Source organism: Cupriavidus sp. 94F1, assembly GCF_057798875.1.
This window is the reverse complement of record NZ_JBYOJT010000006.1, coordinates 18,763-35,168: the sequence shown is the minus strand read 5'-3', so window position 1 is coordinate 35,168 and position 16,406 is coordinate 18,763. Positions and strand designations below refer to the sequence as shown.

General features: G+C 66.5%; 12 protein-coding genes and 2 tRNA genes. 8 read left to right on the top strand and 6 right to left on the bottom strand.

The window, feature by feature from the left end; all coding sequences use genetic code 11:
- Positions 1-1,860 (top strand): SulP family inorganic anion transporter, encoded by a 1,860-nt coding sequence (locus AC3FJ6_RS16225; RefSeq protein WP_488772852.1) that lies wholly within the window; start codon positions 1-3, stop codon positions 1,858-1,860.
- A gap of 148 nt (positions 1,861-2,008) precedes the next feature.
- On the opposite strand, the gene AC3FJ6_RS16220 is transcribed toward AC3FJ6_RS16225, so the two are convergent.
- Positions 2,009-2,272 (bottom strand): DUF1488 family protein, encoded by a 264-nt coding sequence (locus AC3FJ6_RS16220; RefSeq protein WP_066738920.1) that lies wholly within the window; start codon positions 2,270-2,272, stop codon positions 2,009-2,011.
- A 359-nt stretch (positions 2,273-2,631) separates the two neighbouring features.
- Here AC3FJ6_RS16220 and AC3FJ6_RS16215 point away from each other — a divergent pair.
- Positions 2,632-2,707 (top strand) — tRNA-Lys (locus AC3FJ6_RS16215).
- A 118-nt stretch (positions 2,708-2,825) separates the two neighbouring features.
- Here AC3FJ6_RS16215 and AC3FJ6_RS16210 read toward each other — a convergent pair.
- Together AC3FJ6_RS16210 and AC3FJ6_RS16205 are read right to left on the bottom strand one after the other, a co-directional pair.
- On the bottom strand, positions 2,826-4,208 hold the full coding sequence (locus AC3FJ6_RS16210; protein ID WP_488772851.1) for an 8-oxoguanine deaminase: 1,383 nt from the start codon (positions 4,206-4,208) through the stop codon (positions 2,826-2,828).
- Positions 4,209-4,326: 118 nt separating this feature from the next.
- Positions 4,327-5,226: a LysR family transcriptional regulator gene (locus AC3FJ6_RS16205; protein WP_488772850.1), complete on the bottom strand. Its 900-nt coding sequence runs from the start codon at positions 5,224-5,226 to the stop codon at positions 4,327-4,329.
- 125 nt (positions 5,227-5,351) lie between these two features.
- Between AC3FJ6_RS16205 and AC3FJ6_RS16200 the strand changes: the two genes are divergently transcribed.
- The 5 genes from AC3FJ6_RS16200 (at position 5,352) to AC3FJ6_RS16180 (ending at position 13,168) form a co-directional block, all read left to right on the top strand.
- Positions 5,352-5,427, top strand: a tRNA-Lys gene (locus tag AC3FJ6_RS16200).
- 270 nt (positions 5,428-5,697) lie between these two features.
- A complete protein-coding gene (locus AC3FJ6_RS16195) occupies positions 5,698-6,675 on the top strand; it encodes a tripartite tricarboxylate transporter substrate binding protein BugE (RefSeq protein ID WP_488772849.1) in 978 nt (325 codons plus the stop codon).
- A 177-nt stretch (positions 6,676-6,852) separates the two neighbouring features.
- The gene (locus tag AC3FJ6_RS16190; RefSeq protein ID WP_066738921.1) at positions 6,853-7,227 is read left to right on the top strand and encodes a hypothetical protein; all 375 of its coding nucleotides are present in this window, start codon (positions 6,853-6,855) and stop codon (positions 7,225-7,227) included.
- Between the two features lie 379 nt (positions 7,228-7,606).
- The gene (locus AC3FJ6_RS16185) at positions 7,607-8,128 is read left to right on the top strand and encodes a MarR family transcriptional regulator (RefSeq protein ID WP_488772848.1); all 522 of its coding nucleotides are present in this window, start codon (positions 7,607-7,609) and stop codon (positions 8,126-8,128) included.
- Between the two features lie 150 nt (positions 8,129-8,278).
- A complete protein-coding gene (locus tag AC3FJ6_RS16180) occupies positions 8,279-13,168 on the top strand; it encodes an NAD-glutamate dehydrogenase (RefSeq protein WP_488772847.1) in 4,890 nt (1,629 codons plus the stop codon).
- A 135-nt stretch (positions 13,169-13,303) separates the two neighbouring features.
- Here AC3FJ6_RS16180 and AC3FJ6_RS16175 read toward each other — a convergent pair whose 3' ends face one another.
- Positions 13,304-13,693, bottom strand: coding sequence for a hypothetical protein (locus AC3FJ6_RS16175; protein ID WP_153948430.1), 390 nt, complete (start codon positions 13,691-13,693; stop codon positions 13,304-13,306).
- A gap of 423 nt (positions 13,694-14,116) precedes the next feature.
- Positions 14,117-14,434, bottom strand: coding sequence for a hypothetical protein (locus AC3FJ6_RS16170; protein ID WP_488772846.1), 318 nt, complete (start codon positions 14,432-14,434; stop codon positions 14,117-14,119).
- Positions 14,435-14,814: 380 nt separating this feature from the next.
- Here AC3FJ6_RS16170 and AC3FJ6_RS16165 point away from each other — a divergent pair, with 380 nt between their 5' ends.
- Positions 14,815-15,075 (top strand): hypothetical protein, encoded by a 261-nt coding sequence (locus tag AC3FJ6_RS16165; RefSeq protein ID WP_101682162.1) that lies wholly within the window; start codon positions 14,815-14,817, stop codon positions 15,073-15,075.
- Positions 15,076-15,113: 38 nt separating this feature from the next.
- Here the strand turns inward: AC3FJ6_RS16165 and eno are convergent, their stop codons facing one another.
- A complete protein-coding gene (eno, locus tag AC3FJ6_RS16160) occupies positions 15,114-16,391 on the bottom strand; it encodes a phosphopyruvate hydratase (protein ID WP_488772845.1) in 1,278 nt (425 codons plus the stop codon).
- Between the last annotated feature and the right edge of the window lie 15 nt (positions 16,392-16,406).

The window sequence follows — 16,406 nt, the reverse complement described above, 5'->3', positions numbered from 1 at the left end:
ATGAGCGCCACCGCCCGCGCCAACACCCCGCCTCTGCAACGGTGGTTCCCCTGGCTGCGACGCGTCACCCCGCTGACGCTGCGCGCGGACGTCATCGCCGGCCTGCTCGGCGCGGTCCTGGTTCTGCCGCAGGGCGTGGCCTTTGCCACGCTGGCCGGGCTGCCGCCGCAATACGGCATCTACACGGCCGTGATTCCGTGCATCGTGGCCGCGCTGTTCGGGTCGAGCTGGCATGTGATGTCCGGGCCGACCAATGCCAATTCGCTGGCGCTGTTCGCCATGCTCAGCCCGGTCGCATTCGCGGGCAGCCCGGCCTATATTGCGCTGGCCCTTGCCGTGACGATACTGGTGGGCCTGCTGCAACTGGCGGTCGGGGCGCTGCGGCTGGGCTCGCTGGCCAACTTCATCTCGCCGTCGGTATTGCTCGGCTTCACCTGCGGTGCGGCCACGCTGATCGGCCTTTACGCGCTCAAGGACCTGTTCGGCCTGGCAGTGCCCACGGGCACCAGCGCGTTCGGCGTGGTGCGTTTTCTGTTCGAGAACCTCGACACCGTCAATGGCAGCGCGCTGATCGTCGGCGCGGTGACGCTGGTGGTCACCATCGCCCTCAAGCGGGTGTCGCGGCGGCTGCCGTTCATGCTGCTGGGCCTGCTGGCCGGCTACAGCGTGGCGATGATGCTGAACCATAGCGGCTGGGGTGGCGCCCCGCAGGTGAACGTGGTGGGACCGATTCCGTCGGCCATTCCACCGTTCCATGTGCCCGACATCAACTGGCGCACGGTGCCCGACCTGCTCGGCATCGCCGCGGCGCTGACCATTGTGGCGCTGGGGCAGTCGATCTCGATCGCCAAGGCCGTGGCGCTGCGGTCGGGGCAGCACATCGACGCCAACCGCGAATTCATTGGCCAGGGTCTGTCGAACATCGCTGGCGGGCTGTTTTCGGGCTATATCTCGTGCGGTTCGCTGAACCGTTCGATGCCGAACTTCGAGGCCGGGGCCCAAACGCCGCTGGCCAGCGTATTTTCGGCCCTGCTGCTCGTGGTGCTGGTCACCGTCAGCGCCCCGCTGCTGGCCCAGATTCCGCTGGCCGCCATCGCGGCCATGCTGATGCTGGTGGCCTGGGGCCTGTTCGATTTCCAGCGGATGCGCCGCATCGCGCAGCTTTCGCGGACGGAATTCGCCATCGCGGTGGGCACGTTCGCCGCCACGCTGGTGATCCGGCTGGAAATGGCCGTATTGCTAGGTACGGTGCTGTCGCTGGTGGCCTATCTCTATCGCACATCGCGCCCCGCCGTCCGCAGCCTGGTGCCTGACGCCGACGACCCGGGCCGGCGCTTCACGCCGCTGGACGAACTGCGACGCCCGCAGCCCGAATGCCCGCAGCTGAAGCTGCTGCGCATGGAAGGCGCGATCTACTTCGGCGCGGTGCAATACGTGACCGATCGCCTGCACTGGCTGCGTACCGTCGATGCCGACCAGAAGCATCTGCTGGCGATGACGAAGAGCATGAACTTCATCGACCTGGCTGGCGCGGAGATGTGGGAAGCCGAACTGAGCGAACGGCGCGCGGCCGGTGGCGACCTCTACTTCCATCGCCCACGTACGCAGGTGCTGGAAACGTGGAAGCAGACCGGATTCACCGCCAAGCTGGGCAGCGACCATATCTTCCCGACCAAGCGGCAGGCACTTCACACGATCATCGCGCGGCTATCGCCCGAAATCTGCGCGCAATGCCAGGCGCGCATCTTCGAGGAATGCGCACAGCGGCCCGGCGGCCCGGCAAGCCCGCAGGAACAGGACACCACCGTTCAGGCCGCGCCACGGCATGGCGAAACACTGGACACGGCGGATCCTGCCTGAATGGCAATGCAGACAACCAGACTTTGAAAAAACTGCTGAGAACTTCTCGAAAGGCGCCCTGAACCTTCTGGCGTCTGGCGCGCCGGCCGGCCTGCGGTGAAGCAGGGCCGAAGCCGGCGGGCGGAGGGTTGCTACCGTCGGCCGGCTTTCAGACCGGCGCCACGTGTGCCCGCTTGACCACGACCGGCTGGGGGACACCCTGCTCGATCAGTACCACGGCCGCGCGTTCGATCGTGTCACGACCGGCGCGGAACGCCTCTTCCAGCGACAGCACCTGATCGGCGCTGAAGCCTTCCCAGAGTGCTTCGCGTGTTACCACGCATGTCACTTGCTCACCATCGACAAGCGCGTGGAACAGCAAACCCTCGTTGTTGATGTCGTAGCGGTCTTGCTCCTGGAATTTGATTTCCATCATCACAGCCCTCCATATGCAAGTGGAAAAGAATCCTAACATGGCTTTGCGGAAATCGTCTTCGATCCCCTGCACGCCATCAGCAGAATAGGATTCGTCCCAATGACCGGCGGCGGGTACGGCAAGTTCCGTCACTTGTCGAATGTTTCGCCTCGTGACGCCGCCACCGCAACCGCGCAGCGTGCCATGCGTGTGTGTCAGTGTGATGTGCCGACCGGGCAGCCGATCGGTCAGCCGATCGGTCCGGTCACGCGGCAGCTTGCAGCGCGCATGCTTGGGGGCCGCCGGACCGATTTATTCCCGGCACGCATTTAGCGTTTGACAAAGCTGAAAATGCTGCTAGAATCTCGGTCTTCGTCGGGGCGTTAGCTCAGTTGGTAGAGCAGCGGACTCTTAATCCGTAGGTCGAGTGTTCGAGTCACTCACGCCCCACCAGACACAAGAAAGGCCGGAAGCAGCAATGCTTCCGGCCTTTTGCTTTCTGGCGATGCGCTTTCTGGCGATACCGCCACGCAAAGCCGAACCGCTCATCAAAGCGCCCACCCCTGCCGCATCAGACCCTGGCACTCTCGAACAGGACGCGCGCCAGCCGGCGATGGTCGGACAGCACGCCTGGCAGGTCTACCGTGCGCAACTGGCCGTCGCGCACGACCACGCGGCCGTTGATGATGCTGGTCGACACATTGGCCGGCGTACAGAACACCAGCGCCGCCACCGGGTCATGGCCACCGCCGGCAAAGCCTACGGCGGACATGTCGAACGACACGATGTCGGCCGACATGCCCGGCACGAGCGCGCCGATATCGTCGCGATTCAGCACCCGGGCACCGCCGAGCGTGGCAATCTCCAGCGCCTCGCGCGCACTCATCGCGGCGGGGCCGAACCCCACGCGCTGCAGCAGCATGGCCTGGCGCGCCTCGCCCAGCATGTGCGCGCCGTCGTTCGACGCGCTGCCATCGACCCCCAGCCCCACCGGCACGCCCGCATCGCGCATGCGCCGAATGGGCGCGATGCCCGACGCCAGCCGCATGTTCGAGCACGGGCAATGCGCCACGCCCGTGCCGGTGCGCGCAAACAGCGCCACGCCCTCGTCATCGAGTTTCACGCAGTGCGCGTGCCAGACATCGTGCCCCACCCAGCCCAGGTCCTCGGCGTATTGCGCCGGCGTCATGCCGAACTTCTCGCGCGAGTAGGCGATATCGTTGTCGTTCTCGGCCAGGTGCGTGTGCAGCGACACGCCATAGTGGCGCGCCATCGTCGCCGATTCGCGCATCAGGTCGCGCGACACCGAAAACGGCGAGCACGGCGCCAGCACCACGCGCAGCATCGCGTGGCGCGAGGCATCGTGGTACTGCTCCACCAGCCGCTGGCTGTCGCGCAGGATGTCGGCCTCGCGCTCGACCACCACGTCAGGCGGCAGGCCGCCCTGGCTGCGGCCCACGCTCATCGAGCCGCGCGCCGCGTGAAAGCGCATGCCGATCTGCCGCGCCGCGTCGATCGAATCGTCGAGCTTCGCGCCGTTCGGATACAGGTACAGGTGGTCGCTGGTGGTCGTGCAACCTGACAGCATCAGCTCGGCCATCGCCGTCTGCGTCGACACGCGGATCATCTCGGGTGTCAGGTGCGACCAGATCATGTACAGGTTGGTGAGCCAGCCAAACAGCTCGGCGTCCTGCGCCGCCGGCACGGCGCGCGTCAGGCTCTGGTACATGTGATGGTGCGTGTTGACCAGGCCGGGCATCACCACATGGCCGCGCATGTTCACCACTTCGGCACTGCCGTCGTCGATCATGCGGCGATAGGTCTCGGGCAGATCCGCGGTGGCGCCCACCCATTCGATGGCGGGGCCGTTGGCCACCAGGGCGCCGTCGGCGATCTCGCGGCGCTGGGCGTCCATGGTGACCAGTACGTCGGCGTGCTGGAGGATCAGGGTCATGGCAGTCGTGTATCCGGATTGGCAATGCCCGGAGTCTACGCATCGCCGGCACGCCACCCCAAGCGCAGAATTTCGCGCGGGGTGTCCACAATTTGTGGACAGACGGCTATCTGGCGGATTATCGGAACAGGCCTGCCAGCGTCTCGGCCATGGCGTCGGCCATCAAGCCCGCAGCGGGCGACAGCGGACTGCGGCCGCGCGCCACGAGCCGCAGCGTCTGGCGCTGCAGGCCGTTGTCGCGCAGCGGCACGAACACCACCGCGCCGCGCGCCCGCTCCTCCATCACATCGAGCGGATTCAGCAGCGCCACCCCGGCGCCCGTCGCCACCAGGCGCTGGATCAGCACCACCGAGGTGGATTCCACCACCGGCATCAACTCGATCGACTGGCGGGCAAAGGCATCGTCGACCAGCGCGCGGATGGACAGCGACGGCGCCGGCAGGATCAGCGGGTACCCGGCGCATTCGGCCAGCGTGGCCGAAGTCTGGGCTGCCAGCGGATGGCCGGGCGCCACCACGGCGCCGATCGACCAGTCGCGACTGGCCACCACGCGAAACGCCGCCACTTCCGGCAGGTCGTAACCAAGCCCCAGGTCGGCATCGCCCTGCTCCACCGCCGTGACGATGCCGCTGACCGGCAGGTCGGCCACGCGCACGACGATGCCCGGCTGATGCTGCCGGAAGTCATGCACCAGCGACGGCATCAACGCGCCGGCCAGCCCCGATGTGGTGGCAACGGTCACCATGCCGCGCCGCGCGCCCTTGATCTCCGCCACGCGCGCCTGCAGCGCCTCGTGTTCGCGCAGCGTCTGCCGGACATGCGCCAGCACGGCCTCACCCAGCGGCGTCAGGTGCAGTCGCTTGTGGATGCGGTCGAACAGCGGCGCACCAAGCTCGGCTTCGAGTTCAAGGATCTGGCGATTGATCGCCGTGGGCGCCACGTGCAGGGTTTCCGCCGCGCGCCGGATCGAACCACGGCGAACAACCTCGTCGAGATAGCGGAGAACGCGTGCATGCATGGGCGAAGGACGGAAAAGGGTCGGCTCGGGAATCTGCGCATTGTACGGCGCAGCAATTTCTTCAAAAAACTGTTGAAAGGGGCTTGCGCGATACAAACCCCCTTGCTACAATCTTTTTCTTCGTTGGGGCGTTAGCTCAGTTGGTAGAGCAGCGGACTCTTAATCCGTAGGTCGAGTGTTCGAGTCACTCACGCCCCACCAGCGAATTCCAGAAAAGCCCGAAGCTGTCCGCTTCGGGCTTTTTGCATTCCTGGCCCACACTTTGCCGGCCCGCCGCTTCCCGGCCAGAACCGCGCACGTCCGCTCCCGTACGGCCCCCAAGAGGTCTGACCTCCACGGGTTCCTCCCTATATCCCACGCCTCGCCTTTCGCGGTTGAATGCTCTTCGCCGCATATCACGGAACGCAGTTCCGTATTGCGGAACCCGAGTCCGTACCCGGGCAATACAAGCAATATGTTGGGAGGCATCTCTTGAAAGCTGTTCTGAAAGTGGGCGCTGCGGGCGCCCTCGCCGCATTGGGTCTGGTCGCAACCGCCGCACACGCGCAGTCGTATCCGACCAAGCCGATTCGCCTGATCGTGCCGTTCGCGGCAGGCGGCACCACCGATATCGTTGGCCGCGCCGTTTCCGACGCGCTGGGCCGCGAACTGGGTCAGCCGGTGGTGGTGGAGAACCGTGGCGGCGGCGGCGGTGCGATTGGTGCCGACGCGCTGGCCAAGTCCGCACCGGACGGCTACACGCTGGGCATTGCCACCGTCAGCACGATGGCCACCAACCCGGCCACGAACGCCAAGAACCCCTACGATCCGATCAAGGATTTCGCACCGATCACGAACCTCGTGAACGTGCCGAACGTGCTGACGGTGAACCCCAAGGTGCCGGCGAAGAACCTCAAGGAATTCGTCGCCCTGCTCAAGTCCAACCCCGGCAAGTACAGCTATGCGTCGGCCGGCAAGGGCAGCATCTCGCATCTGGACGGCGAACTGTTCAAGTACATCACCAAGACCGACATGGTCCACATCCCCTATCGTGGATCGGGCCCGGCACTGAACGACACGCTGGCCGGCCAGGTGAATGCTCAGTTCGACAACCTGCCGTCGTCGATGCCGTTCATCCAGAGCGACAAGCTGCGTGCGCTGGCCGTGGCCGCGCCCAAGCGCGTGGAAGGCCTGCCCAACGTGCCGACCTTCGCCGAGGAAGGCATGAAGGACATGAACAACATGGCCTGGTACGGCCTGGTGGCACCGGCAGGCACGCCGGCCGCGATCCTGACCAAGGTGCACGATGCCGCGGTCAAGGCACTGCAGGACCCGAACGTGAAGAAGCGCCTGCACGACGCCGGCGCCTACCCTGACGGCAATACGCAGCAGCAATATGCCGCGCAGATCAAGCGCGAACTGGAACTGCGCAAGAAGATTGCGACCGACCAGAACATCACGCTCGAATGACAGCGGGATGAAGGCTTGACAGTCACGTGACGTGCCCGTCGCCCGAGCGTTGTTACTACGACTCTGGCGGCAGGCCGTCACAAATAGCGGTACAGTGTGATTATCGATACAGGCATTTTCTACAAATTTCTGTTTTTGGCCGGCCGCACCGACCGGCCCTCACTCGAGAGGATAATGATGCTGAAGAAGACCGTACCGACGCTGATCGTTGCCGCCCTGACTGCCCTGGGCGCCGTGCAGCTGGCCCACGCCCAGAAGAACTACACGGATGGCGGCGATCTCTACAGCGGCAGCCACACCAAGAACAAGGCAAATCCGAACCAGAATCCGGCCAAGTCCGGCAAGTTCGATCCGTACACCGATGGCGCCAAGAAATCGACGCGCGCCGACCTGGCCCCGAACAAGAAGGCTGACCCGTACACCGACGGCGCCAAGTCCGGCAAGCCGGACCCGTACCTGGACGGCGCGAAGAGCGGCAAGCCCGATCCGTACCTGGACGGCGCAAAGTCCGGCAAGGCCGATCCGTACACCGACGGCGCCAAGAAGCAGTAACCTCCAGCAAGATGATCGGCGGCGAGCGGACAACCCGCTGCCACCGCCTCGAGGCCCCTGCCACTCGCGCAGGGGCTTTTTCATTTGCACAGGATGGCACGTCCCTGCCTGCTCATCAGACGTCAGACCCCGGTCTGCCCTGCAGCGTCAAGCGACAACGAAGCCGCCTCAGCCAGGGCTCAGCCAAAAGACTGACTAGGACATACCCGAGCTGTCACGCAAATGTCCCAACATTGCTGATAGTGTTCCTCCCTACCGATTTTCAATGAAGAGCGACCGGCCCGAACGAGAGGCAGGCGCCAGCCGTCCGGGCCGGCCAAGCACCGGCCCAAGAAGTGTCCAGGCGGCAAGAAAACCCTGTTATGGGAGACCTGAGCAAATGCAGCCCAAAGCACTCGAAGTTCACGAGCCTGTCGTGCTCTCGCTTGTCGACGCCGTCACCGCATGGCAAAGCGCCCTGGAACAGACGCTAAGTGTCTCCGGGCTGTCCTATCCGAAATGGCTGCTGCTGCGCGCCATCCGCGCCGGCGAATTTACCCGCGGCCAACCGTGCCAGGGCGCGATCTTCCTCGACGTGCCCCAGACCGAGCGGCTGTTGCGCGAACTCCATGCCGATGGCTGGCTGGAGTTCCCCAGCGACGGCACGCCGCAGATCGCATTCGAAGCCTGTCCGCGCCTGGAGCGCGCGGCGCTGGCCGTGCGTGCGCTGCATTCGGTCTCGATCTCGCATCTGGCGCCGGCGGAACGCACCGCGTTGACCAGTCTGCTGCATCGCATGACCGCCACGCTGGACCATCACGCCGAACGCCACAGCCGCCAGACCGCCCGCAACACCGCCGAGTTATCGCTGGTGGTCGCCGAGCACGCCAGCCGCGCCGCACAACACGCGCTGGCCGCCTGACCCGTGCCGGGGCTTCGGCCCTGCGCCCGCCGGCCACGATCCTGACGCCCCGCCCTGCGGGGCGTCGTCGTTTTGTCGCCCCGGCCTCGTAAATCTTTCCTACAGTGTGAGCATGCACCGGCACACCACCGAGAACAGCGAGGAGAGGCCATGCCCCCCGAGAACGAAGAAAAGGTTGCGCAACTGCTCGATGACCTGGTTGCATTCGCGCGTGAACGCCTGCCCGCGGCCACGTTTGCCATCGTCGAGCCATTGTTCCGGCATTACTACGACCTGGCCGATGCCGAAGACCTGCTGGCGCGCGACGTGGCGGATCTGTACGGCGCCGTGATGGCGCACTGGCAGACAGCCCAGAAGTTCGTCCCGGGTGCCGCGCGACTGCGCGTGTACAACCCCAACCTGGAAGAACACGGCTGGCATTCCGACCATACGATCATCGAGATCGTGAACGACGACATGCCGTTCCTGGTGGACTCCGTGACGATGGAGATCAACCGTCACGGCCTGACCCTGCATTCGGCCATCCACCCGGTATTCCGCGTCTGCCGCGACGCACGCGGCGCGATCGAGAGCATCGGCCTGGGCGGCACCGAAGCCAGCACCGATCGTTGCCGGCTCGAATCGTTCATCCATTTCGAAGTGGATCGAACCGGCGAGGCCACCCGGCTCGACGCACTGCGCGTGGGCATCGGCGCCGCGCTTGGCGATGTGCGCGCGGCCGTGGAAGACTGGCCGCGCATGCGCCAGATCGCCCAGGAAACCGTGGCCGGCATGGCCCACGCGGCCGATGCGGGCACGCCGGAGTCGACCGAGGCGCGGGCGTTCCTGGAATGGATGCTCGACGACCATTTCACGTTCCTGGGCCAGCGCGACTATGAACTGGTGTCGCGTGACGGCCAGTACTTCCTGCGCGGTGTGGCGGGCTCGGGCGCGGGCATCCTGCGCGAGGCGCTGCGCGACCCGGGCACGGACGATGTCACCCCCCTGCCGCCCGCCGCACGTGCCATCATCGAAGGCGCATCGCCGATCTTCATCACCAAGGCCAACTCGCGATCCACCGTGCATCGGCCCGGTTATCTCGACTACGTGGGCGTGAAGCTGCTCGACGCCCATGGCAACCTGTTCGGCGAGCGCCGCTACGTGGGCCTGTATACGTCCACGGCCTACATGGTCAGTACCAGCGAGATTCCGCTGGTGCGCCGCAAGTGCGCCAATATCCTGCAGCGGGCCGGCTTCCTGACCAAGGGCCACCTGTACAAGTCGCTGGTGACGATCCTGGAGCAGTATCCGCGCGACGAACTGTTCCAGGCCGACGAGGACGAACTGTTCGACATCACGCTGGGCATCCTGCGCCTGCAGGAACACCAGCGTACGCGGCTGTTCGTGCGGCGCGACCGCTTCGACCGCTTTATCTCGTGCCTGGTTTTCGTGCCGCGCGACAAGTACAACACCGACCTGCGCCAGCGCATCCAGAAGCTGCTGGTGCAGTCGTTCAACGGCACCAGTTGCGAGTTCACGCCGCAGCTGTCGGAATCGCCGCTGGCGCGCATCCAGCTGACGGTACGCGGCCAACCGGGCACGATGCCCGAGGTGGACACGCGCGAGCTGGAAGAAAAGATCGTGCAGGCCACGCGCCGCTGGCAGGACGACCTGGCGCAGGCGCTGCACGACAGCCGCGGCGAGGAACAGGGCAACCGGCTGCTGCGCCGCTACGGCGACTCGTTCCCGGCCGGCTTTCGTGAAGACTACGCCGCCCGCACCGCCGTGCGCGATATCGAGCTGATGGAACACGCGCGCCAGCATCCCAGCAAGCTCGCGATGAACCTGTACCGGCCGATCGAGGCGCCATCGGGCGTGTTCCGCTTCAAGGTGTACCGCGCCGGCGAACCCATCGCGCTGTCGCTGAGCCTGCCGATGCTGGAACACCTGGGCGTGCGCGTGGACGAAGAGCGCCCCTACCTGATCGAGCCCGACGGCTGCGAGCCGGTGTGGATTCACGACTTCGGGCTCGAAATCGTGGCCGACCCCGACGGCAAGCCGCTGGACATCGATATCGAGAAGATCAAGCCGCTGTTCGAGGATGCCTTCGCGCGCGCCTGGAATGGCGAGATCGAGAACGACGACTTCAACCGGCTGGTGCTGCGCGCGGGCCTGGCCGCGCGCGACGTGACCATCCTGCGCGCCTACACCAAGTACCTGCGCCAGGTGGGCTCCACGTTCAGCAATGCGTATATCGAACGGGCGCTGACGGCCAATCCCAACATCGCGTCGATGCTGGTGTCGCTGTTCCTGGCGCGCTTCGACCCGGCCACGGCGGCCGCGCCCGCCCCCGATCATGCCGAAAAGACCGACGACCCGCGCACCCGCAAGTGGCTGGCCGACATCGATGCCGCGCTCGACCAGGTGCCCAACCTGGACGAGGACCGCATCCTGCGGCTGTTCCTGAACCTGATCGACGCCACGGTGCGCACCAACTATTTCCATCGCGGTACGGACGGGCAGCCGCGCCCGTACGTGTCGTTCAAGTTCAATCCGGCGCTGGTGCAGGGCCTGCCCGAGCCGCGCCCGATGTTCGAGATCTGGGTCTACTCGCCGCGCGTCGAAGGCGTGCACCTGCGCGGCGGGCGGGTGGCACGCGGCGGCCTGCGCTGGTCGGACCGCCGCGAGGACTTCCGTACCGAGGTGCTGGGCCTGATGAAGGCCCAGATGGTCAAGAACACCGTGATCGTGCCGGTGGGCTCCAAGGGCGGCTTCGTGGTCAAGCGCCCGCCGCCGGCCACCGATCGCGATGCCTTCCTGGCCGAAGGCGTGGCCTGCTACCAGACCTTCCTGCGCGGCCTGCTGGACCTGACCGACAACCTGGTATCGGGCCAGCCGGTGCCGCCGCCCGACGTGGTGCGCCACGACGAGAACGACCCCTACCTGGTGGTGGCGGCCGACAAGGGCACAGCCACGTTCTCGGACTATGCCAACGCCATTTCGGCCGAATACGGCTTCTGGCTCGACGACGCCTTCGCGTCGGGCGGCTCGGTGGGCTATGACCACAAGAAGATGGGCATCACGGCACGCGGCGCGTGGGAAAGCGTCAAGCGGCACTTCCGCGAAATGGGCGTCGATATCCAGAGCACGCCGTTCACCGTGGTGGGCGTGGGCGATATGTCCGGCGACGTGTTCGGCAATGGCATGCTGCTGTCGCCCCATATCAAGCTGCTGGCCGCGTTCGACCATCGGCATATCTTCCTGGACCCGGACCCCGATTGCGCGAAGGCCCTGGCCGAGCGCCAGCGCCTGTTCGACCTGCCCCGCTCCAGCTGGGCCGACTACGACAAGGCGCTGATATCGGCCGGCGGCGGCGTGTTCCCGCGCACGGCCAAGACGATCGCGCTGTCGCCGCAGGTGCAGGCCGCGCTGGGCATCCAGGCGTCGGCGCTGTCGCCGAACGAACTGATGCACGCGATCCTGACCGCGCCGGTGGACCTGCTCTACAACGGCGGCATCGGCACCTACGTCAAGGCCAGCACCGAGACGCACCTGCAGGCCGGCGACCGGTCCAACGACGCGATCCGCGTGAACGGCAACGAGCTGCGCTGCAAGGTGGTGGGCGAAGGCGGCAACCTGGGCTTCACGCAACTGGGCCGCATCGAATTCGCGCGCAATGGCGGCCGCATCAATACCGATGCCATCGACAACTCGGCCGGCGTCGATTGCTCCGACCACGAGGTCAACATCAAGATCCTGCTCGGCCTGGTGGTGGCCGATGGCGAGATGACCGGCAAGCAGCGCAACAAGCTGCTGGCCGAGATGACCGACGAGGTGGGCCGGCTGGTGCTGGAGGACAACTACTACCAGACCCAGGCGCTGTCGGTGGCGGGGCGCGAGGCGCCGGTGCTGGTCGATGCCGAGGGCCGGCTGATCCGATGGCTGGAGCGCGCGGGCCGCCTCAACCGTCCGCTGGAATTCCTGCCGTCCGACACCGACATCGCCGAACGCAAGTCGCTGGGCCAGGGCCTGACATCGCCCGAGCGCGCGGTGCTGCTGGCCTACAGCAAGATGTGGCTCTACGACGAACTGCTGGTGTCCGACCTGCCCGAAGACCCACTGGTGGCGGGCCTGCTGATCGACTACTTCCCGAAGCCGCTGCAACAGCAGCATGCGGCGGCCATGCAGCGACACCCGCTGCGGCGCGAGATCCTGGCCACGCACCTGACCAACATGCTGGTGAACCGCATCGGCGCCACCTTCGTCCATCGGCTGATGGAAGAAACCGACGCCCGGCCCGCCGACATCGTGCGCGCCTGCCTGCTGGCGCGCGACGTATTCGGGCTGACCGGGCTGTGGCAACGCATCGACGCCCTGGACAACCGCGTGGACGATGCCATCCAGGCGCGCATGTTCGGCGCGCTGGGCCGGCTGCTGGAACGCGCGACGCTATGGTTCGTGCGCTACCTGCGGGGCGGTGGCACCGTCGAGCCGGGGGCAACCCGTTTCGTGGAGGCCGCGCAGTGGCTGACGCCGCAACTGGCCGTGCTGCTGCCGCCCGAGACGTCGCAGGCCATGGCCGATGCGGCCCTGTCGCTGACCGAGGCGGGTGTCGACGACGACCTGGCCCTGCGCGTGGCGGCCAGCGACAACGCTGCCGCCGCACTGGACATTGCCGAAGTGGCCGGGGCCTGCCAACGCAGCCTGGGCGCGGTGGCGGCGGTCTACTTCGCGCTCGACACCGAACTCAACTTCGGCTGGCTGCGCGAACGCGCGCTGTCGCTGCCGGCCGATACGCACTGGGACCTGCTCGCGCGCACCACTACGCTGGAAGACCTGGGCCGGCTCAAGCGCGCGCTGACCACCAGCGTGCTGGCGCAGGCCCGGGACAGCGACGATGCGGCGGCAATGATCCATAGCTGGCGGGCCAGCCGCCAGGTGGCGCTGGACCGCTACGCGCAGATGCTGACCGACCAGCGCGCGTCGGGTGTGTCGGGCGCGGCGGCACTGTCGATGCTGTCGGTGGCGGTCAGGGAGATCGGCCTGCTGGAACGTGCCTGACGCGGGCGCACGCGTTGACCCGCACCGCAAATGGAAACGGCCCGCGCTTGGCGGGCCGGAAGATGGGGTGGTCAAACAGTCGTATGAACGGTCGTATGAACCGTCGTATGAAGGGAAGGGTCCGGTGCGGCGGCTTCAGTCGTCGTCGATCACGTCGTCGTCGTCCATGTCCCGCAGCGGCGGCGCGTCGTCGCCATCATCGGTCAGATCGTCGTCCGCCCCGTCGCCACGCGCACGGAATTCAAGCCCCAGGCGCAGGAACAGGTCGAACGCATCGGCCAGCATATGCTTCTGGCGCGGCAGCAGGCTCGCATACGGCATGTCGTAGATCGACTGATGCGTGCCGCGCGCCCCCTTGAGGCCGCGGTCTCGTGCGATGTCAGACAGCAGCGCGGCAAAGCCCGAGAGATCCTGCGCGGCCAGCGCGGTGTTCAGCACTCTGGCAATGACCTGTGGGGATGCACCCGACCATCCAATGATTTCGGCATTGGAGGCGGCATCGTGAGAGATATCGCTAATGTCCATGGGTGTCTTAACGGTACGAGACCGCGCCGCCTTGAGGAGGCATCGCTATCGCGATGGAAGGCCCCCCTCTTGCGCGGCGCAATCAGTGCCGTTTTCCACGGTGAGGCGCCGGCCTGGACAGACGCTCCGGCGCGGCGGCGGCGGGAGCGCGAGGAACCTGGCGGTATCCTGGCGCGCCGTCCGGCCCTCTGCGGGCCTCCAGGTGATTGCGCGCGCCACATAGCGGGCAGCGAAACAGCGGGCCCTGCCCTTCGTTCCGGATCTCCACCTCGTCGGGCGACCACTGTGCGCCGCAAGGCTGGTTCTGGCAGACAAACATCATGAACTCCAAATGAAGCGAGTCATCGTATCACGCAGCCATCGCGCGTCACACCGCGCATCCGCATGATTCACGCCCCACGTCGGCGGGATGGCGTGACTGGCCTAGCCATTGTTCTGCACCCAGTGGCGTGCCCATGCCCCGGCAGCCAGCCGCGCTTCGGCCGCGGTCAGGAACGTGGCCGGCGGACCGCCCGCTTCCTGCACCACGGCCCCGGCCTCCCAGATATCGCACCACGCGCGATAACGCTCCGGCGCCAGGGCCTGCCAGAACAGATGCACGACAAACCCACGGTACTCGAACATGTCGGACCCACCGTCGGTCTGGTGCGAGGCGGCCACCGAAGGTACCGGCCCGGCAGCGGCTCCGGCCGGCGCTTCGGCATCACCGGCATCGGCCGGGCCCGGCGTTCCGCCTGGCAACCTGTCGTGCCGCGCGCGCTGAACGCCCAGCCATGCACATATGCCCGCCGTGATGGCCCCCGTCAGCAATCCCGCAGCAAACCAGCACGTCCTGCTTTCCCTTTCCAACATCCGCAGCCTCCCGCTTCGAGACGTTTCTCCGATGTCGAGAGACGCCGGAAGATCGGAGGTTCCTGCATTGCAGGTTATACCAATCTGGCGATGGGGCAGGATCGCGGCCGTGGATGTGCCCCGGCGCAATGCGGTGTCGCCGAAGCAAGACTTTTCTGAATCCGAGATCGGCCGCGAAAATTGAGAATCAGGCACGTGCAGCCGGGCAGCAAGGCCGCTATACTACTGTATGTTTATACAGTATTCGATTCGCCGCACCGACGACCATCATGCCCGCCTACCAAGCCGCTTCGATCCTGCTGGAAGCCCATTACTTCGGCGACGACGCCGAGTTGCTGCGCCTGCCTTGTGACAGCGTCACCGTGCAGGGCGGCGCCATTGTTGTCGATGGCCTGGAAACCCGTTTCCTGCGCGGCCTGCGCTGGACGCCCGACTACCTGTCGTTCGAGGCCGGCGGCGACCATCATCGGTACCCGGTCAGCCGGCCGGCGGTGGTGGGGCCGCAGGCCGCCCGCTTCGCGCTGCTATAGGTGGCCGGGCTGGGGGCGTCCCCTGGCGTCGCCGGGCATCAGCGCCGCAAGGCCTCGCCGCCCGCATAGCGCCCCCGGCTACCCAGCATGCGCTCGATGCGCAGCAACTGGTTGTACTTGGCCGTACGATCCGCGCGCGACAACGACCCGGTCTTGATCTGCCCGCAGCGCGTGGCCACGGCCAGGTCGGCAATCGTGACATCCTCGGTCTCGCCCGAGCGATGCGACATCACCGCGGCATAGCCATGGCCATGGGCAACGCGTACCGTCGCCAGCATTTCGCTGAGGGTGCCGATCTGGTTGGGCTTGACCAGAATGGCGTTGGCGATATGCCGATCCACGCCTTCGCGCAGCAGCGTGGGATGGGTGCAGAACACATCGTCGCCCACCAGCTGGCAACGCTGGCCCAGCCGCTGCGTCAGCAACTGCCAGCCTTCCGCATCGTCCTCGGCCATGCCGTCTTCGATCGACACGATCGGGTAGCGCGTTGCCAGTCCGACCAGATAGTCCACCTGCTCGACGCGCGAACGCGTGACGCCTTCGCCTGGGTAACAATACTGCCCGTCCGCGTACAGCTCGCTTGCGGCGGGGTCCAGGGCCAGCGCGATGTCCTGCCCCGCCCGGTATCCGGCGCGCCCAATCGCTTCGACCAGGAAGTCCAGTGCCGATTCGGCTGTGCGCAGCGCAGGCGCGAAGCCGCCCTCGTCGCCCACGTTCGTGTTGTGGCCGTCGGCCTTGAGCAGGCCGCGCAGCGTATGGAATACCTCGGCACTGCCGCGCACCGCATCGGTAAATGTGGCCGCGCCCACCGGGGCAATCATAAATTCCTGAAAATCGAGCGCGTTATCGGCATGCGCGCCGCCATTGATCACGTTGATCAACGGCAGCGGCAACAGCGTGGCGCGGTCGCCGCCAAGGCTGGCGAACAGCGGCTGACGCCTCGAAGAGGCCGCGGCACGCGCCACGGCCAGTGACACGCCAAGCATGGCGTTGGCGCCGAGCCGGCTTTTGTCGGGCGTGCCATCGACGTCGATCATGATGGTGTCGACCTGCGCCTGTTCCAGGGCGTCGCATTCCCGCAGGGCGTCGCGCAGGGTGGTGTCGACCCCCCGCACGGCCCGCGACACGCCCCGCCCCAGAAAACGGCGCGGATCGCCATCGCGCAGTTCCAGCGCCTCGCGCGCGCCGGTGGACGCCCCCGACGGCACGATGGCGCGGCCGCTTGCGCCATCGTCCAGCGTCACTTCCACTTCGACGGTCGGGTTGCCCCGGCTGTCCAGCACCTCCAGTCCCGCCACCGCCACGATTCGCGCCATGCCAACTTCCCCCAG